The following is a 20030-nucleotide window of genomic DNA, read 5'->3' as shown; positions in this document are numbered from 1 at the left end:
TCCCGAAATTTTACCGGACAAAATAAGAAACTGGGAAAAATCCGCTCAAGACTTTGAGTGGATTTTTGTTTAAAATAAAAGTCCTATTTTTGGGAAATTCAATTATGACTTATGGAAAAAACAACAGCGAAACATCCGAAAGGACTGCCTTATTTATTCTTTACCGAAATGTGGGAACGTTTCGGCTATTATTTGATATTGGGAATCTTTGTGCTCTACATGATCGACCCGAAAGATACCGGCGGATTGGCTTTTCTGGACAAGACCGCCTATGATATTTTCGGAACCTATATTGCGCTTACTTACTTAACACCATTTTTGGGTGGATTCCTTGCAGACCGCGTTTTAGGATATGTGAAAGCTATCTATATCGGTGGTTTCCTGATGGCACTTGGTTATATTGGCGTAGGACTTTTCCAGCAATTGCCTATGTTTTACGCATCTTTGGGATTGGTAATTATCGGGAACGGATTTTTCAAGCCGAGTATCTCCACACTTTTAGGGAACCTTTATTCCGAAGAACCTTATAAAGCCAATAAAGATGCGGGTTACAACATTTTTTATATGGGAATCAACATCGGTGCATTGGTTTGTAATTTCGTGGCTGCATATATGCGAAACAAGTACGGATGGGGACCTGCATTTATGACCGCAGGAGTCGGAATGTTGATTGGCTTGGTGATTTTCTCACTCGGCATGAAACATATTCGGGAAGCAAACGTTTTGAAACCTGTTCAAGAAGGCGACACCAAGATTTCTTCCATTTTAATTAAAGTTTTCGTTCCTGCACTTATCGCCGGTGGAATCGGATGGTTCTTGCCTGGTGCCATTTTCGGACACGATATTTTCGGCAGTGAAAGTACAGACGCTTTTATTTTCGCGTGTATTCCTGTGATTTTCTTTTATGTAAACCTTTATTTAAGGGCCAATTCGGAAGACAAGAAACCCATCGGAGCATTGTTGGCGATCTTTGCAGTAAGTATGATGTTCTGGGCCGTTTTTAAACAAAATGGAACAGCTTTGACCAACTGGGCAAAGTATTACACGGTCCGAACCGCTGCACCTTCAATTGAAAAACCTTTGGAAACCCTTTATCTTGTAGAAACCAAGGATTTCAAAGATAAAGAAGTCCCTGTTTACGACGAGCAGTTCCGAGCACAGAAAGACGAATCTGGAAATGCTTTAAAAGAAACGGGGAAAGATATTTATTTCAGAAACCTCTCCCCTGCAGCAAAAGCAGAACTGGAAGCAAATCAAGGTGCACCAGTTTATTTATACAACACCGAACTCTTCCAATCCATCAATCCGTTTTGGGTCATCGTGCTCACTCCGCTGATCGTGGGATTTTTCCTGATGTTGCGGCGAAGAGGAAAAGAACCGACCACTGCTTCCAAGATCGTTCTCGGATTATTTATTTCCGCGCTTTCCTGTTTGGTAATGATTGGTGCCGTTTATGCCGGTGGTGGCAACCTGGAGAAAGTCTCGCCATGGTGGCTGATTGGAACTTACGGCGTAGTGACGGTTGGTGAATTATGCCTCTCGCCGATGGGACTTTCACTGGTTTCAAAACTTTCTCCGCCAAGAATCACGGCATTGATGATGGGTGGATTCTTTCTTTCCACTTCTATTGGAAACAAACTTTCGGGAATTCTGGCCAGTTTGTGGTACGGTTACGAAGATAAGGCCAATTTTTTCTGGGTGAATTTCGGACTGTTGTTATTGGCAACACTTCTTGGCTTGTCTATTTTAAAATACCTCAACAGAATTTTAAAAGAAAAAGGGGTTAGTTAATTTCTCTATTAATAACAAGGAAATCGCGGATCCGCTCCGCGATTTTTTTTATGGAATTAAGGAAATAACTCATAAAAAAACTATATTTGCTAGTCTTAACAAAAAATAACAAAAAAATATGGATACGGTAAAACCAACAACTGGGCACCCAAAAGGACTGTACTCGCTGTTTTTCACAGAGATGTGGGAGCGTTTCTCCTATTATGGGATGAGAGCCCTATTAACAATTTTCTTAACGGCTGAATTGGCAACGGGCGGTTTCGGTCTCGACAGAGCAGAATCGCTTAAAATTTACGGTGTTTTTACCGCTCTGGTATATCTTACCCCAATTTTGGGAGGATGGTTTGCAGATAAAATTTTAGGCCAAAGAAAATCCATATTGATCGGTGGATTGGTCATGGCTATCGGGCAGTTTATGCTTGCTGCTAGTGCTGCACCCGATTTACTTGGAGATATTGAAGCAAGAAAACATTTCTTTTACCTTGGTTTAGGGGTTCTGATCCTTGGTAACGGATTCTTCAAACCGAATATTTCAACCATTGTAGGCGACCTATATGATAACGATGATCCAAGAAAAGACGGTGCTTTCACCATTTTCTATATGGGGATTAATATTGGGGCTTTCCTTTCCCCTTTTGTAGCAGGAACTTTGGGGGAGAAAGTAGGTTGGCCATATGGGTATTTCGCAGCAGGTATTGGTATGTTGATAGGGGTACTTTGGTTCTATGCCAGAAGAAATACTTTGGAAGACAAAGGCTTACCTCCAGGATATAAAGAAAAAGGCATTGCTCATCTGTTATCAAAAGATTGGAGGGATGTGCTGCTTTATGTCATTGCAAATGTAGCATTTGTATTTATAGTAATGTTGATCTGGAATAATACTTCAGATACCGTTCACACCGTCATGGTATGGGTATTGGGTATTGCCGGTGCCTTGTTTATAGGCTCATCGATATTTAAGGGAACCAGTGGATCTACAGAATGGACAAGAGTTTTTGTAATTCTGATCTTGGCATTTTTCAACATTGTTTTCTGGGCAGGATTTGAGCAAGCAGGAGGTACGTTTAATCTTTTCGCGCAGGAAAACACGAACCGCGTTGTTGGCGGATTTGAAATACCTACCACTTGGTTTCAAAATATTAACCCAATTGCCATTGTAACTTTGGCACCACTGTTCTCAATTCTTTGGGTTAAATTATCCGCTCGCAAAATGAATCCAAGAACGCCCGTTAAATTTGCATTGGCAATGTTCATCGGAGCACTAGCTTTCTTCATCATGACGCAAGCGAACAACAGTGCTCAGGATGGAAATCTGGTTTCTCCTTTATGGCTCGTTGTTGTTTATGTTCTTTTGACGGTGGGTGAATTAATGCTTTCACCAATCGGGTTATCAATGGTTACCAAACTTTCACCGGGAAAAATCACTTCGATTATGATGGGTGTTTGGATGGCTTCCTTTGCATTGGGTAACTATTTCGCAGCTACTTTGGAGCAAATTCTACAGACTTACAATTTCGATTTGTATCCATTCATCACGTGGTTGATGCTGGCTTCAGGGGTTTCACTTCTTCTCTTGTCACCACTCCTTAATAAGTTTATGAAAGGAATACATTAATTGGATCACGATATTAATATCACAAAAACCACTGAATATTCGGTGGTTTTTTCTATTTTCGTAGGGCGGTTTAGCGAAAAAGCGTTGTCAACGCTTGAAGTGCTACCGAAACTTAAAACAAAATTATCTTCAAATTATGAACCTAACCCTAGGACAAATACAGGATTTCAAGGGAAAATACCCGAGACAAATCTGGTCACTCTTTTTCTCAGAAATGTGGGAACGATTCTGTTTCTACGGAATGCGTGGAATGTTGGTTGTCTTTATGATTTCCCAATTGAAATTAGACGCACAGGAAGCCAATCTGCAGTACGGCGCAACTCAAGCGTTTGTTTATGCATTCACTTTTGTAGGTGGACTTTTCGCAGACAAAATTTTGGGATTCCGAAAATCACTGTTTTGGGGCGGCCTCATGATGATTCTTGGAAGTTTGATTTTGGCAACCAACGCATTTAGTTTCGTTCCAGGAATTACCTACCGAAATTTCTTTTTAGGGATTGCGTTTACCATAATTGGAACCGGATTCTTTAAACCCAATATTTCCACCATGGTCGGAAAACTGTACAAATCCGGTGATGGCAGAACGGATGCGGGTTTTACGCTTTTTTATGCGGGAATTAATTTAGGTGCGCTTCTCGGCGGATATTTATGCGTTGCCATTGGCCAGGGAGATTTGTTCAATTCTTATATCGATCCGGAACACCGATGGAATGTTGCGTTTGGATTAGCCGCAGTAGTGATGGTGATTTCATTGGTTAATTTCCACTTTACCAAAAAACAGTTGGGTCCAATTGGTCTGCAACCGGGCGATCCGCTTTCTGACAATCCGGAAAAGAAAATCGTCAAATGGCATGAATACGCTGTTTATGTGGGAACTTTGGTCATTATTCCCATAATTATGGTCATGGTTTCAAAAACGCAGTACACCGATTATTTCATGTGGACGATTGGACCATTGACGCTCATTTATCTTTTCTACGAAATGTCGAAAGTAACCGCTGCGGAGCGCAAAAAACTTTGGGCAGCATTGGTTTTCATCCTATTCTCGATTATCTTCTGGGGCATTTACGAACAAAGTGGTGGTTCATTAAGCATTTTTGCGGCAAAGAACCTGAATCGTGATCTGTTTGGTTTGAATCCAAATGGCGTGAATAATTCAGGGGGTGCTTTCTTCATCCTACTTTTGGCTATTCCCATCGGCTTGCTTTGGATTTGGTTGAGTAATAAAAAATTGGAACCCAATACTATAATTAAATTTGGATTGGGATTCTTATTTTTAGGATTGGGATTTTATGTAATTTATTGCACCAGATTTTTCGCCAATTTAGAGGGGATAACTTCATTGAGAATTTTCACCATCGCCCTTTTCGTTATCACACTTGGGGAAATGTGCCTCTCCCCGATTGGACTTTCGATTATGACGAAACTTTCCACCAAAAATTTGCAGGGAATGATGATGGGTCTTTGGTTTTTGGCTTCTGCGTACGGACAATACGTTGCAGGAATCATTGGGGCAAACATGGCAACCGCAAAGGAAGGCTCATCGAATATGGATGCATTAATCGCATATACCGATGGTTACAAACAACTCGGTCTGTATGCCGTAATTGCAGGAATTGTTTTAATCATGGTCTCACCAATGGTTAAAAAACTGATGCAGGAAGTGCGGTAAACAAAAAAAAAACTGCGTCAGTTGGGATCAGAATTAATTGAACAAGCAACGGAATCTAGCCCTAAAAATACATGTATAAAATTTTTCTTATAATACCGGTACTGATGTCCTCGCTTTTCTTTTCGCAGGTGAAATGGATGACCGTGGATGATGCACTGAAGGCACAGGAAACCAAACCGAAGAAAATCCTCATCTACTTTTATGCGGACTGGTGCGAACCGTGCAAAACTATGGAAAAAAACACCTACAATCATCCCCAGATTGCCATTTATCTCAATGAAAATTACTATCCTGTAAAATTCAACGCAGAAGGAAATCAGGTTTTTACGGTTTATGGACGAATTTTTTCCAATCCGGATTTCGTGACAGGAAAAAGAAAAAACCCGATGCACGATTTCAGCAAGTTCATGAATGTAAATGCAGTGCCATCAGTAGTTTTTCTGGATGAACAAAACATGCCGATCACCATTATCAATGGCAATTTAACCGCGAAAGAAATTGATCCTTATCTTCGGATTATTGCCACCAATGACTATAAAAAATTCAAATCCCGTGCAGAATGGGAAAACTCGCTAAGAAAAATGAAATCTAACATTAAATAGGGACAAGGTACGAAGTAAAAAACCTTGCCTCGATTTCAAAATCGACTTTCATTATTTTTTTTGGAAGTCGTTTTTATTTTCCCGAAATTTCAAACTTCAAATTGACTTTAGATACTTCCATAGAATTTTTAAAAGGAATCGGTCCTGAAAGAGCCAAATTCATCAAGAATGTACTGGGAATTTCCACTGTGGAAGATGTTCTGACCTTTTATCCGTTAAGATATATCGACAAGAGCAAAATCCATAAAATCGGCGATTTGACAGAAGAACCCGATGCAGAAATCCAGTTGAAGGGAAAAATCACAGAAATCCAGGAATTAGTGTATGGCAAAGGGAAAAAGCGCTTGGTGGCAAAATTCCGGGATGAATCCGGGACCATAGAATTGGTGTGGTTCCGCTACTCCAATTGGATGAAGGACCAGATTCCAATAAACAGGGAAATCTTTGTTTTCGGAAAGCTAAACCTCTTCAACGGAAATTTTTCCATGCCGCATCCTGAAATGGAAATCGATGAAAAAAAGGCGCTTTCGGGAACACTTCTTCCTGTTTATCCAGGAAGTGAAAAACTCTCAAAACGCGGGATCAATAATAAATTTTTCCAAACTACTGTCACCGAAATTTTGAGAAATCTTCCATCATTAATCGAAGAAAACCTCCCCGATTCACTGATGCAGAAATTAAAGTTAATGGGCAGAATTCCTGCATTTTATAACATTCATTTTCCAAAAAATCTGGCACATTTCGAACATGCCAATCGAAGAATTAAGTTTGAAGAAGCATTCTTTTTCCAACTCGGATACGGTTTGAAAAAGCAGCACCGGAAAACTTCGGTCGCAGGAAATCCCTTTCCGGTGGTTGGCAAAAATTTTAACGATTTCTACGATCATTTTTTGCCGTTTGAATTGACCAATGCACAAAAACGGGTTTTGAAAGAAATCCGGACAGACCTGAAAAAACCGGTTCAGATGAACCGGCTTTTGCAGGGTGATGTGGGTTCCGGAAAAACGATGGTCGCACTGCTTTCCATGTTGATTGCGATGGACAACGAATTTCAAAGCTGCATGATGGCACCGACAGAAATTCTCGCACAGCAACATTTTAACGGGATTTCCGAACTGTTGGAAAATACGGACATTAAGGTTCGGTTATTGACCGGTTCCACCAAAACTTCAGAAAGAAAAATCATCCACAAAGAATTATTGAATGGCGAACTTTCAATATTGGTGGGAACTCACGCAGTCTTGGAAGACGTGGTTCAGTTCAAAAATTTAGGTTTAGCCATTATCGACGAACAACATCGTTTCGGTGTTGCACAACGGGCAAAACTTTGGGCCAAGAACAAGATTCCTCCGCATATTTTGGTAATGACGGCAACTCCGATTCCCAGAACTTTGGCAATGAGTTTCTACTCCGATCTGGACGTTTCTGTAATTGATGAAATGCCGGTTGGAAGAAAACCGATCATCACCGCACATCGAAGGGAAAAAGACCGATTGACCGTTTTCCGATTTGCGAAAGAGGAAATTGAAAAAGGAAGACAGATCTATTTCGTTTATCCATTGATCGAGGAATCTGAAACTTTGGACTACAAGAATCTGATGGAAAACTTCGACCATATTTTGGAGTTTTTTTCGGAATATAATGTCACCATGCTTCACGGCAGAATGCGACCCGACGAGAAGGAAACCAATATGAAATATTTCGCATCCGGAAAAGCACAGATTATGGTGGCAACTACTGTAATTGAAGTGGGCGTAAATGTTCCGAATGCTTCTGTGATGATTATTGAAAGTGCCGAAAGATTCGGTCTTTCTCAGCTTCACCAGTTGCGCGGAAGAGTTGGTCGGGGTGCGGAACAGAGTTATTGTATTTTACTTACCTCCGATAAACTATCAAAAGAAAGCCGAACAAGAATCAAAACCATGACCGAAACCAACGATGGCTTCAAGATTTCCGAGGTTGATATGCAGCTTCGCGGACCGGGAGATATTTTGGGAACCCAGCAAAGCGGCGTTGTGGATTTCAAGAAGCTGGATCTGGTCGCAGATGGAAACCTCATCAAACTCGCAAAAATTACCGTAGAAGAACTGATCCAAGATGATCCGCATCTTCAGAATCCGGAATATTTTTCATTGAGGAATTATTACGTGAAGCAATATAAAGGGAAAAATAAGTGGGGCCGGATTTCATAATTAGTTTCTGAAAAATTTCAACTAATTAATGTTTGGCTCGTCTCTATTTTCCCCTCATTGGCGGAGGCGGAGAAGTATATTGTAAAGATTCGTTACCCTCTTGTCTTTCCGCCTTCGAAATACCATTAATTAGCTTTAAAATTTCCGGCAAATATTTTTCAAAATCTCTTTGAGAAGTGAATCCGATAACACCGGTATATCCTTCATCATTCATATAATAATATCCTGCATACTCGAAATCGATTCCCTTAGTATTCAGCGCATACCGCAAGTAAAGTACCTTCAATCCATTCACGGTGCGGTATTCAGAGTCTTTCAACCTAAAATAATCTGCATTTTTTTGAATATTTGAAAGGATCAGTTCCTTTAGATTTCTAAAGGTAGAAATAGGAATGTTTTCAGTCGACATCAAAGCCATCACATTGTTCAGATTATTCTGATGTGTGAAAATGTATTCCGAATATGGAAGTGCCTTATTTGTATTGGTTGCAATTTTCCATTTAATGGGATTAAAATACAGACCGGCATCTATTTTCTTACTTTTAATCAAAAATGTGGCATCCCTGCTCTTTTCGAATATTGTTTCATTAGTAATGATGGTTTCTAATGATTTTACATCACTTTCATTAACAAATTTCCACGTACCGTTTTCAAATAGCACTACTTCTTTTCCATTTTCTGTTACGGCTTTTGTCTGCGAAATAACCAAGGTATTAAGCAAAAGTGTAATGAGAATAGTCGTTTTTTTCATAGTGCCAAATTATTATTTATTTGCGGATTATCAAAGATATTTTCATAATTAGTTAAATTCTCAAAACTAAGATCTGCTTAATGCCATCAATTTTTTTTTGAATATTTTTGCCCATATGAAAAAAATCTACGTCCTACTCTTCTTCTCAATGCTCATCCAGGTCTTCGGGCAGTCCAAAATCACGGTCATTCAATCCGAAACCCATACCCCGATTTCTGGTGCTTCCGTTTCATGTAAAGGGAAAATCATTGGAAAAACCGATCAAAAGGGATTTTTGGAATTTAGCACCAAGTGTAAAATTGTAGAGGTAATGGCGACTGGTTTTTATGAGGAAGAAATCACGGTGGAACCTTCCATGACGATTTCCCTTACCAAAGAAGATCCCAAAACAAAATCGATTGAAGCAGTCATCATTAATGACAAAAGCGATCCCAAAGCTTTGGCAATCATCAGGAAAGTCAATGAGAACTATAAGGAAAATTCTCCCCAAAGTCTGGATTCCTACTCGTTCAAATCGTATGAGAAAATCTCGGTTGACTTTGACCAAGACAGCATCCAGCTTTACGAATCGGCTTTGAACCTGAAACTGGATTCGCTGAAAAAGCTCCCGGAAAGAAAGCAGTCCGAGAAAAAGAAAAAGGATTCCCTGGAAGACGTGAATTTGATGAAAATCGCAGCCAAAAGCAAACTTTTCCTTTGGGAAAGAGCTTCGGAATTTTTGTATGCTAAGAAATTTGGTGAAAAGGTGAATATTTTGGATAACCGGGTTTCGGGATTGCAGCAGCCGGTTTATGAGATGCTTGCTTTAAGGAGCAACCGAAACAGAATCCCACGCGAAATCAGGGAAGAAAACCATTCGCTTTACCGGTATTATCTGACGGACAGCATCCAAATTGACGGACGCGAAAACTATGTGATCAGATTCCGGATGATTAATAATAAAGTGATGCCCAAAAGGCGGAAATTCAACGGATACATCTATGTGGATGCAGAAAACTACGCCTTAAGAAAAATTGAAAGCAGCAGCAATAAGAAAAACGAAGGAAGCATCACCAGCAATTGGAAGCTATTTAACGGAAAATGGTTTCTGGACAAAGAAAACTTCAAGGTTCGCATGGGAATGACCTATCTGGATGAAAAATATCAGAAAGACGAGAAAACAGGCGAAAAAATCGAAAATAAAAACCGGGAAAGATTTGGAAACTACATTTTCATGACCACGGACTATTTCGATTTCAAATCACCGATTGAGGAAAAAAAACGTGATTTCGAAGGCTATTCCATGTCGGTGAAAAACTTCGACGGTTCTTTGATCCACAAATTCAGAACAGATTCATTGACCACCAGAGAGCAATCAACCTATGTAAAAATAGACAGCGTGGGAAAAAAATATAAGTTGGACCAAAAACTCAGTACCATTACCGGTTTGATGAGCGGTTATTTCCGTTTCGGCATGTTTGATTTTGATGCACTGGAAATCCTGAATTATAACGGATATGAAGGATTCAGACTGGGATTAGCTGTGAAATTGAATGCCAAATTCAGCAAATACATTTCGCCGGACTTTCGTTTTGCTTATGGATTAAAAGACAAAGCCTGGAAATATACCGCAGGAATTGATGTGCGCACCACTTTGGAAAGAAACTCATTTTTCAGGTTTGAACATTATCACGATGTGATGGCATCAGGAAGATTCAACGAGACTTTGTGGAACTTCAAGATGATTACCATGAACGCCGGTGTGGATCTAAATAATGACAAATTCTATGGATACCAAGGCTTCAAGCTTTCCTACCAAAGAGATATAGGAAATCCATTGACCCTGATTTCTTCCTTTAAATACGACAAAGAGGATGCGCTTTTTGATTATGGTTTTAAGGATCTTGGAAAATCGTTTGACAATTTTGCGGGACAACTCACCTTGAAGTATTCGCCAAAATCTAAAAACATTATGACCCCGAACGGAAAATATGTTTATGAACAAAACTATCCCGAATATTTCCTGAACTTTGAGCAGGGATTGAAGGCATTTGGTGGCGATTTGAAATATAGCAGACTGGATTTTCTGACCCAACATCAGTTTAAGACCAAAATCGGCGTAACCGGAGTTCGAACTTATGCCGGAATTACGTTGGGCGAAGCTCCCATTTGGCACCATTTCGCGATCAGCGGATTGGGCAATCTGGAAAAAGACTTGAACTTCAACTTCACTTCCTATTTGGGTTTTGCTACGATGGAAGGCGGAAAATATTATGACGACAAATTTTTTGGGTACTATTTCACCCACAGAATTCCGTGGTATTTCAGGACCGTGGGAAAAAACACCTCCAGTTTTGACCTGGCTTACAAAGGAATTATCGGGGATATGAAAAATCCGGGATTCCACCAGTTTGAATTCCAGAAACTCAATCATCTCTATCAGGAAGTGGGCATGGAATGGAATAATTTTCTGGGTTCCCAATTTAATCTCGGGTTTTTCTACCGCATCGGCTACTACTCGACTCCGAAGTTCAGTGAAAATTTTGCCATCCAGTTAAAATTGAGTTTTCTAGGATTTTAAAAATTAAAATTACAAAACAAATAGTTCCTCTTCAAAAATGAAAAATATACAGGTAAACGCTACACAGTTTTTTGAGCTTTTAAAAGATAGAGATACTTCCATGTGGGAGATTTTTGCGCAAATGGTCGATGGTGAGGAAAAACGGATCATCTTTTTGGATGATGACGAAAACATTCTGTTCAATTACATCCTGCCCGATAATCTGGAAAAACTGGAGGAAGACCGTAAGAAATTCGCGGCGGAATACCAGGAGAAGCTTTCCGGATTAAATTAAGATTGATTCCTGGCGGAGAAAATCTGACCTAAGATAATTCCGGCCGCCATGGAAACATTCAGGCTTTCGGTGGATTTCCCGAAACGCGGAATGGTGATTTTTTCAGTAAGAAGTTTTTCGGTTTCCGGTCGCATTCCGTTTCCTTCGTTGCCTAAAATCAGGTTGAACTTTTCAGGAAATGGAAAGTGATAGAGATTTTTCCCATCCATATCGGTACCGATATTTTCTGAATTCGAATTCTTTAAATATTCCTCTACATCTGTGTAAACCACATTTACCCTTAGAAATGAACCCATCGATGCCTGGATCACTTTTGGGTTATAAAGATCGGCAGTATCATGGCTGCAGATGATTTGCCGGATTCCGAACCAATCTGCAAGCCGAATGATTGTTCCCAGATTTCCCGGATCCTGGATTCCGTCCAAAACAATTTGGATCGAAACATTTTCCAGAAACTTCTCCTCGCGAATCTCGCACACCGCCACTGAATCTTTGGGATGTTGCAGAAAACTGATTTTCTTCAAATCTTGAGGCGTGATTTTTGTAGTGTCAAATTCGCCGGTGAAAATCTCAGTTGGATCAATCGAAAAAATTTCCCTGATTTTAAATGGTGAACTCGGGATTTCTTTGATGGTTTTATTGCCTTCAACCAAAAACAAATTGTATTTTTGTCTGAACTTCTTTTTATCGAGGGATTGAAAAACCTTTATTTTATGAGCTGTAAGCATTTTTTAAAATATTTTCAAAAGTATTATTTATTTTTCTTACCCGCAATTACGATCTTGTTTCTGTATGCCTGCAGCAGTACCCGAAAAGTTCCCAGCGGGGAATATTTGCTTACAAAAAATAATTTTAAATATGAGGACCATAAAATCCTGAGTGACGAAATCCCAAACCATGTAAGTCAGAAACCAAACAAGAAAGCGCTTTATCTTTTTCCGTTCGGATTGTGGATGTATAATACCACCAATCCAAAATATGACTCCATCCTCAGCGAATACATGACTTATCCTTCGGAAATGAGGGACCAAAACCTGCGGGATTCCCTTTTCATCAAGTTTAAACATCCTGAATGGAAAGGAAAAAGTCTCTTTTTCGAAAGATTTATGCAGACTTTGGGAAAACCGCCCGTCATTTTAGACCAGCAAAAAACAGAAATCAGTGCCACTTCTATTCGAAAATTCCTGGTGTATAAAGGATATTGGGACGCCGATGTAAAATTCACCCACCATTTGGATTCCGCGGCTAAAAAAGCGCAGGTCAATTACCTCATTAACCACAAAGATCCCACGATCATCAGTGACTATTATTACAATATTCCTGATCCCGCCATCAAAGCGATTTACGAACAGGATTTATCTAAAAGTTTGGTGAAAGGAAAGCAAATCCTGGATCAGACTTTGCTGGAAAAAGAAGTAAAGCGAATTGGTGACTTGATGAAAGAACATGGCTATTACCGTTTCAATAACTCTGTGGAAGAAATCTATTTCACCGCGGATACTTTGCAGAGCAGGAAGAATGTACCACTGACTATGGATATCCACAAAGATTCAGTTGATTCGCCCTACAAACTGACCACCATTGGCGAGATCAACGTTCACCTTGTGGAAAAACTTGCCGATACACTCACTGCGAAAAGAGATTCGGTGCGGGGAATAAACATCTACAAGCACGATGAAGAATACAAAACAATGGCTCTTTGGAGACCGATCATTCTAAAAACCGGGGATATCTACAACCAAAAAAACCTGGACCTGACCAAGAGAAATTTCTCAGCGTTGAACAACTTCAGCATTTTGAGCTACAAAGAGACTTTGCGGGCAGGAAATGACAGTATTCTAGATGTTCGATACTACCTTGCTCCACTTCCTAAATATGACTTCAAGATTGCCACCGACGTAAGTTATTCGCAGATTTTGAATCTGGGCATCTCACCATCTGTTGATTTAACCACCCGAAATTTATTTGGTGGCGCAGAAAACCTTTCCACCAGTCTTTCCGGGACTTTTGGCTCCGTGATCAGTTCAAAAGATTTGGATAAAAGAGTTTTGGCATATGAAATTTCTGCACAGGCAGCACTTAATTTTCCGCGACTGCTCCTGCCTTTCAAAACCTGGAAACTCATTCCGAAAAAATATTCGCCTACCTCATCCATTATTTTGGGGACTTCCGTTCAGGATAATATCGGTTTGGGAAGAATTGGTTTCAACGCTGGTCTGAATTATTTTGCCAATGTAAATGACGTCGTTTCTCACCGTTTATCACTGTTCAATACCCAGCTCAGTTTCACCCAAAACAAGGACAGGTATTACGATTTCTTCCCGGGAGACGCCGCGATCAGGAAGGAAATGTTTCAACTGTACCCGATTGGTGGCGGTTTAAATCTTTGGGATCAGTTTCAAGCCGGGCAAATCACCACAGACGCCGCTTCTGCCATGATTATGGAAGACGCCGGTTTTCAGAATTCACTCAGTGGAAGCGGACTTTCAACTTTTTATACTTTCCGGCAGTCGCTGCTCAATAAAGACCGTCAGACGCAGGATGTAGTGATTTCGTCGATGATTTATAATTTCACTTACAATGAAATCGGAAAAAAAGATCGGCCGAATCCATTTTATTTTAATGGAAAGGTGGAACTTGCCGGGAATATCTTTTCCTTATTTAACAATAAGTCCAACAATTCAGGTCTTGTATCGGGCGATTCCAGAAAAATATTTGACATCCCCTATTCCCAATTTGTGAAATTTGATTTCGATGTGCGGAAATACTTCACCGTTTTTGGAAATCACACGATTGCTTTGAGGCAGTTAATCGGGATTGGCATTCCATATGGAAATTCCAGCACGATGCCTTTTGTCCGTTCTTATTTTAATGGCGGATCCAATGACATCAGAGCTTGGCGGGTTTTCGGGGGATTGGGTCCTGCCGATTCGCAGTTAGATGAAAGGGTTCGAGCCTACGTGATGGACAACCTGAAACTGACGACCAATTTTGAATACCGGGTTCCCATGACACCAATGTTTGAAGGAGCGTTCTTCATTGATGCCGGAAATATCTGGAGCCTGAAGGAAAATGATTTCGGCGATCAGTTCAAGTTTAACCAATTTATTTCGCAAATGGGAGTTGGAACCGGATTAGGATTAAGAATCAATATTGCTTATGTCACGGTGAGGATTGATGCCGCCTACCGAGTTTATGATCCAAATCAACCTGTTGGCGACCGATGGGTGATCCAAAACTGGCAACCGCTTAAACCTGTTTTAAATGTTGCTTTTGGATATCCGTTCTAAGAATTACTAAAACTATATCGCATTTCATCTGGATAATACCTTTTCGTTTATTAAATTCATACAATATTTGTCTATTTTTTGTCGTTCTTTTAAAAAATAGCTCCATGAAAAGTATTATTCATTTGTTTATTGCAGGATTGCTGGTTACCGCAATTTCCTGTCAGAGAACCGAAGACCCAGTTGCTCCATCCAACAATTCAGAAGATCAGTTTTTCAACCTTAAAGTGGGAAGCAACTGGGTGTACAAGACGTATTATAATTCAGACTTTACTGCTCCAAACAATCCCTACGCTTACATAGGAAGAATTGATTCGGTCAGTATTGTAGGCACAGTAACCGTGCAGGGACTAACATTTGCAAAAGAAAGGACAAAAATAACCTATCCCAATTCCAATATGAACGGACAGGTTATTTATAATTACGTTCGGGTGAATTCCAAAGGGCATTTGGTCTGTTATCCTACGCTTGAAAATGTGACTGTGACAGAGACTGGCGGACATGTGCTGCATCCAGGAAAAGATTTCGAATACAGCTATTCCAGCGAAGTGAAAATGGGACCGGAGACGGTCGGGAATCTGTTCTATAAACTCGAGAAAAATAAGACTATTTCTGTGGAAGGGGCTCAATATGCTGCATCACCCTATGAAGGAAAATTCACGCCGGTTCCTGCGATGCCTTATCTGCTTCCGAAAACCCAGGAAATTTCCTACGCAGGCGGATTGGGAAAAGTTCGGGAAATCTGCCATGAAATTTACGGTAAAGGATTTCTGGAAACCCGCTTAATATCAACGAATATCATTAACTGAAACCCCAGAAATTTTGATGAATAAACCGTGGTATTCCTGCGGTTTTTTATTTGTATCTTTGAAATCGTTCTCAATAAATAATTCATATGGCTTTATCTAAATCCCTTTTAAAACTTACATTACTAAGTTTTTCAACATTCGTATTTTCTCAGGAAAGCAACCTGAAAAACATCAAAAAACTCACCTTCGGTGGTGATAATGCGGAAGCCTATTTTTCCCCCGATAGCAAAAAGCTGACTTTGCAGGTCACCAATCCCGAAATCGGCGCACATTGCGACCAAATTTATTTATTGGATTTAAACCATCAAAACCCAGGGACAAAAGACCTGAAGTTAATTTCCACCGGAAATGGAAGAACGACCTGTTCTTTTTTCATGCCCGATGGAAAGCACATTCTCTACGCTTCCACTCATGAAGCAAATAAGGAATGTCCGCCAAAACCCGCTCCCCGTGCAGATGGAAAATACCTTTGGCCAATTTATGCGGAATTTGATATTTACGTGGCGGATCTGAATGGGAAGATGGTAAAAAAACTGACCGATTCTCCCGGCTACGATGCAGAAGCAGTGGTTTCACCCGACGGGAAATACATTGTTTTCACCTCCACCAGAAGCGGCGATTTGGAATTATGGCGAATGGATATCGATGGAAAGAACCTTAAACAGCTGACTTTTGGATTGGGTTATGACGGAGGCGCTTTCTTCTCCCATGATTCCAAAAAATTGGTGTTCCGGTCTTCCCGTCCGACTTCGGAAAAAGACGTTAAGGAATACAAAGAACTTTTGGCGGAAAACCTCGTCGCTCCAACCAATATGGAGATTTATACCATGAATATCGACGGAACGGATTTGAAGCAGGTTACGCATCTGGGAAAAGCAAACTGGTCTCCTTATTTCCATCCGTCGGACAAAAAGATCCTGTTTTCTTCCAACCACCATTCTACAAGAGGTTACGATTTCCAGATTTACTCGATTGATTTGGATGGAAAAAACCTTCGACAAATTACCTATGAAAGCGAGTTCAACGCATTTCCGATGTTTTCTCCCGATGGGAAGAAATTGGTTTTCAGCAGCAATAGAAATGGCGGAAAACCCCATGAAACCAACGTGTTCATCGCTGACTGGATCGATGGCGATGCCCATGAAATCGTTTCTGAAAAGAATTTAAGAAAAACCGTGACCTATCTCGCTTCTGATGAACTTCAAGGACGGTTGACCGGAAGTCAGGGTGCAGAGAAGGCAGCAGATTTTATTTCCAAAGAATTTAAAAAACTAAAATTAAAACCACTTTCGGGCAAAGATTATTATCAGAATTTCGACTATTCGGTGAAGCTCAATCCATATGAAGAAAGTTCTTCCGTGAATGTGAAAGGGAAAAACGTGATTGGATTTTTAGACAATAAGGCAGACAAAACCATCATCATCGGAGCACATTACGACCACCTCGGTTTGAATGAACACCATAATTCCACACTGATGAATTCTGCAGGACAAATCCACAACGGAGCTGATGACAACGCATCAGGAGTTTCCGCAGTTCTGGAACTGGCGAGAATGTTTTCGCAAAACAAAACCAAGGAAAAAGTCAACTATATTTTTGCCCTTTTTGCCGGTGAAGAAGACGGTTTGATGGGTTCCAAGTTCATGGCCGAAAACCTTCCGAAAAACCAAAAATTCAAAACCATGATCAACCTCGATATGATTGGCAGGTTAAACAAAGATAAAGATTTGACCATCGGTGGAATTGGAACCTCGCCTGTCTTTGGCGAAATGGTAAAACGCTACCAACCAGCGGGATTCAATTTAGCCATCGACAGTTCAGGAGTCGGACCAAGTGACCATACTTCGTTTTATCTGAAGGATATTCCGGTTTTATTCCTGTTTACGGGAACTCACAGCGATTACCACAAACCGAGCGACGACACCGAAAAAATCAATTTCGAGGCGATGACCACGATTACCAATTATGTTTTCAATTTGGCAAACGCCATTTCCGAAACCGATGACCTTCCATTTACCAAAACCAAAATGTCTCAGAGCAAGGCTGTTCCGAAATATAAAGTCAGTCTGGGCGTGATGCCAAGTTATGCGGATACCAAAGACGGACTCCATATAGACGGTGTTACAGACAACCGCCCTGCATCCATCGCCGGAATAAAAGCGGGCGACATTCTGACCAAGATCGGCACCTGCGAAGTGAAGGAAGTTTATTCCTACATGGAATGTCTGGCGAAAATCAATTCCGGTGACCAACTTCCGGTGACGGTTTTGCGGGATGGCAAGGAACTGACGGTGATGGTGAAATTCTGAGACCGGTACTAAAAAAACTGCCTGAAATTCCGGCAGTTTTTTTTGGTGTTGTATTTCCACTTTATCACAGGACTGAAATGCATTGTAATCTTCCCATTCACATTAGCAGTCAAAAGTAGAGTTTACTAGTTAACATTTCTATTGTTGGTGTCGGAAAACTTTATTGGAATGTGGAAAAATCTGCGGGATTGGTTTGGCTGATTTTTCCATATATCAACAAAAAGTTCCTTGGCGAGAGGTATTGCAGTGCGCTGTGCGGTCTTTCGTTATTACATCCCAACGCCACAAAAAAAAGCAGTCCTTCTGAAAAACCGCTTTGTAGTTCAAAATTCTAAAAACGAAATCTCCATAGAAGAACCAATATTAGAGAAAAGCCACCCGAGCTTCCGTTCAACAGGCTTTCATTTCTTGTCTTGCAGACAAAACGAAAGCTTAGTTATTAGCAGAAGGTGTTTTATTTTTTATACAATTTGAAGAGTAAAATTTCTTTTTGATTTGGAATTTGAGCAGCAATCAAATAGTAATTAGCCTTTTTATTGACTATAGAGTAATAGTATTTATCACCTTTTCGACTGAAACCCCTTCTTCCTTGATTATTGCTTTCGATATATTCTAGGACAAATTTATGATCGTTTTCCCAGGTAAAGCTATTCTTAGAATATGTTTTGTCATGAAATTCATCAATCCAAAAACCATTTTTAATTTCAACGTTTGTAATTTTATTTGTTTCTCCTTCGAAATAATAAAATTGAGAAAGTTTGTTAAAATCATTTTTTTGATCTTTGGTAAATTCAATTTTTGGCATTTCATCAACAATTGTCCAATTTTCAGATTTATTTCTATCTAATAAAAATTTTCTAAAATCTTCGCATTCTCTTTGCAGTCTAAAGTAAATTGCATTTCCAGTTGAGTCAATTTTTGCAGGTTGAATTTTTTCGAGATATGGATAAAGAAATTTTGAGTACATATTTTCTACCCGTGCAGAATCTGAAAGTTTAGCCGTGTTTTTAAATTCATTACACATCTTTATAACTAAACTATCATCTTCAGATTTATTCTGTGAAAACCCTAAAAAAGGGACTAAAAATAAAAATAAAATTATTAGAGGTGCTGTTTTCATAAACTTCTGACTAACGTTAAATTTAAATATTGATAATCAAATAGTAATATGTTTTCATTTTTTGACTATTTGATTATCCAAAATAGTAAAAATTTCTTCGTTAGCGGCTAAAATCAACTCCGTTTTCGAGTAGGGGAATTCTGACTAATGTCAAATTTTCTTATTGATAATCAAAATTTTGTGATTTCAATATCCCTGTCAATCAATGCAAATTTAGTGCTTTGTTTTTGAATTCTTTTTACCATTCCTTAGAAGAACCAATATGGGAGAAAAGCCACCGGAGCTTCCGTTCAACGGGCTTTCATTTCGTGTCCTGCGGACAAGACGAAAACTTAGTTATTATCTGCAGTCTTTTTTTCTCCAATTAAATAACATCAGTCTTTTTCTGTTATCAATATCATTAATTTTGAAACCTGTTAAATCTTCTATTTTATAGAGTGCATTTCCTTCATCTTCTCCGAGTGAACCAATGCATTTTATTATGAAGCTCTCACTATCTACTTCTATTATGAAGCCAGAAAAATAGTCGTCATTTATCTCAATGCTTGTAATAATATCTTTTCTATTATTTAGTTGGTTTAATAAGATGGTTTTCCAATTTCCATTATCAAAATAGTTGAAATTAAATTCGGTTTCATTTGCTAATTCTTCTGAATTTTCAATTATATAACTCATTGCTTTTGAATAATCATCTTCCAAATCAATACTTATAATTTCTGAAATTTTTGTCACAATAATTCCGTCCTTTTTTCCATATTTTGTATAGTGTTGGATTATGACTAATTCATCGTTAAAATCTAAAATTTTTCCAAACCAAAATTTTTCATCATCGTTATAAGTCCAAATACTTAAAAACGATTTATCTTCTTTTGATTTTGTTAATAATTTTATTGTTAAATCCATTGTTGGCGGTGTTTTTGGGTAAGATTCTGACTAACGTTAAATTTAAATATTGATAATCAAACAGTTATATGTTTTCATTTTTTAACTATTTGATTATCCAAAATAGTAAAAATTTCTTCGTTAGCGGCTAAAAACAACTCCGTTT

14 protein-coding genes are annotated in these 20030 nt (G+C 39.3%); 10 read left to right on the top strand and 4 right to left on the bottom strand.

The window, feature by feature from the left end; all coding sequences use genetic code 11:
* Positions 1 to 111: 111 nt before the first annotated feature.
* The 5 genes from L0951_RS10985 to recG all read left to right on the top strand — a co-directional run bounded on the left by L0951_RS10985 (position 112) and on the right by recG (position 7872).
* Entirely contained in the window at positions 112 to 1791 is a 1680-nt protein-coding gene (locus tag L0951_RS10985) for a peptide MFS transporter (RefSeq protein WP_234111317.1), read from the top strand.
* A gap of 118 nt (positions 1792 to 1909) precedes the next feature.
* Positions 1910 to 3406 carry a peptide MFS transporter gene (locus tag L0951_RS10980; RefSeq protein WP_234111316.1) on the top strand — a complete coding sequence of 499 codons (1497 nt, stop codon included), beginning with the start codon at positions 1910 to 1912 and terminating at the stop codon, positions 3404 to 3406.
* Positions 3407 to 3542: 136 nt separating this feature from the next.
* Entirely contained in the window at positions 3543 to 5078 is a 1536-nt protein-coding gene (locus L0951_RS10975) for a peptide MFS transporter (RefSeq protein WP_234111315.1), read from the top strand.
* 71 nt (positions 5079 to 5149) lie between these two features.
* Entirely contained in the window at positions 5150 to 5680 is a 531-nt protein-coding gene (locus tag L0951_RS10970) for a thioredoxin family protein (RefSeq protein WP_234111314.1), read from the top strand.
* Between the two features lie 101 nt (positions 5681 to 5781).
* On the top strand, positions 5782 to 7872 hold the full coding sequence (gene recG, locus L0951_RS10965; protein WP_234111313.1) for an ATP-dependent DNA helicase RecG: 2091 nt from the start codon (positions 5782 to 5784) through the stop codon (positions 7870 to 7872).
* A 43-nt stretch (positions 7873 to 7915) separates the two neighbouring features.
* On the opposite strand, the gene L0951_RS10960 is transcribed toward recG, so the two are convergent.
* The gene (locus L0951_RS10960) at positions 7916 to 8623 is read right to left on the bottom strand and encodes a hypothetical protein (RefSeq protein WP_234111312.1); all 708 of its coding nucleotides are present in this window, start codon (positions 8621 to 8623) and stop codon (positions 7916 to 7918) included.
* Between the two features lie 115 nt (positions 8624 to 8738).
* On the opposite strand from L0951_RS10960, the gene L0951_RS10955 reads away from it, so the two are divergent.
* Both L0951_RS10955 and L0951_RS10950 read left to right on the top strand, forming a co-directional pair.
* On the top strand, positions 8739 to 11183 hold the full coding sequence (locus tag L0951_RS10955) for a DUF5686 family protein (RefSeq protein WP_234111311.1): 2445 nt from the start codon (positions 8739 to 8741) through the stop codon (positions 11181 to 11183).
* Between the two features lie 37 nt (positions 11184 to 11220).
* Positions 11221 to 11457 carry a hypothetical protein gene (locus L0951_RS10950; RefSeq protein ID WP_234111310.1) on the top strand — a complete coding sequence of 79 codons (237 nt, stop codon included), beginning with the start codon at positions 11221 to 11223 and terminating at the stop codon, positions 11455 to 11457.
* Here the strand turns inward: L0951_RS10950 and L0951_RS10945 are convergent.
* The gene (locus L0951_RS10945) at positions 11454 to 12185 is read right to left on the bottom strand and encodes an RNA methyltransferase (RefSeq protein ID WP_234111309.1); all 732 of its coding nucleotides are present in this window, start codon (positions 12183 to 12185) and stop codon (positions 11454 to 11456) included. The genes L0951_RS10950 and L0951_RS10945 overlap by 4 nt on opposite strands.
* Between L0951_RS10945 and L0951_RS10940 the strand changes: the two genes are divergently transcribed.
* The 3 genes from L0951_RS10940 to L0951_RS10930 all read left to right on the top strand — a co-directional run bounded on the left by L0951_RS10940 (position 12171) and on the right by L0951_RS10930 (position 17862).
* On the top strand, positions 12171 to 14747 hold the full coding sequence (locus tag L0951_RS10940) for a BamA/TamA family outer membrane protein (RefSeq protein WP_234111308.1): 2577 nt from the start codon (positions 12171 to 12173) through the stop codon (positions 14745 to 14747). The genes L0951_RS10945 and L0951_RS10940 overlap by 15 nt on opposite strands.
* A gap of 104 nt (positions 14748 to 14851) precedes the next feature.
* The gene (locus tag L0951_RS10935) at positions 14852 to 15553 is read left to right on the top strand and encodes a hypothetical protein (RefSeq protein WP_234111307.1); all 702 of its coding nucleotides are present in this window, start codon (positions 14852 to 14854) and stop codon (positions 15551 to 15553) included.
* Between the two features lie 86 nt (positions 15554 to 15639).
* The gene (locus L0951_RS10930) at positions 15640 to 17862 is read left to right on the top strand and encodes a M20/M25/M40 family metallo-hydrolase (RefSeq protein ID WP_234111306.1); all 2223 of its coding nucleotides are present in this window, start codon (positions 15640 to 15642) and stop codon (positions 17860 to 17862) included.
* Between the two features lie 454 nt (positions 17863 to 18316).
* Here L0951_RS10930 and L0951_RS10925 read toward each other — a convergent pair whose 3' ends face one another.
* Together L0951_RS10925 and L0951_RS10920 are read right to left on the bottom strand one after the other, a co-directional pair.
* A complete protein-coding gene (locus tag L0951_RS10925; RefSeq protein WP_234111305.1) occupies positions 18317 to 18982 on the bottom strand; it encodes a hypothetical protein in 666 nt (221 codons plus the stop codon).
* A 339-nt stretch (positions 18983 to 19321) separates the two neighbouring features.
* The gene (locus tag L0951_RS10920; RefSeq protein WP_234111304.1) at positions 19322 to 19885 is read right to left on the bottom strand and encodes a hypothetical protein; all 564 of its coding nucleotides are present in this window, start codon (positions 19883 to 19885) and stop codon (positions 19322 to 19324) included.
* Positions 19886 to 20030 lie beyond the last annotated feature (145 nt).

The organism is Chryseobacterium sp. R2A-55 (genome assembly GCF_021401085.1).
Taxonomy (GTDB): domain Bacteria; phylum Bacteroidota; class Bacteroidia; order Flavobacteriales; family Weeksellaceae; genus Kaistella.
The sequence above is the reverse complement of the archived record's forward strand: the minus strand, read 5'-3'. Positions and strand labels throughout refer to the sequence as shown.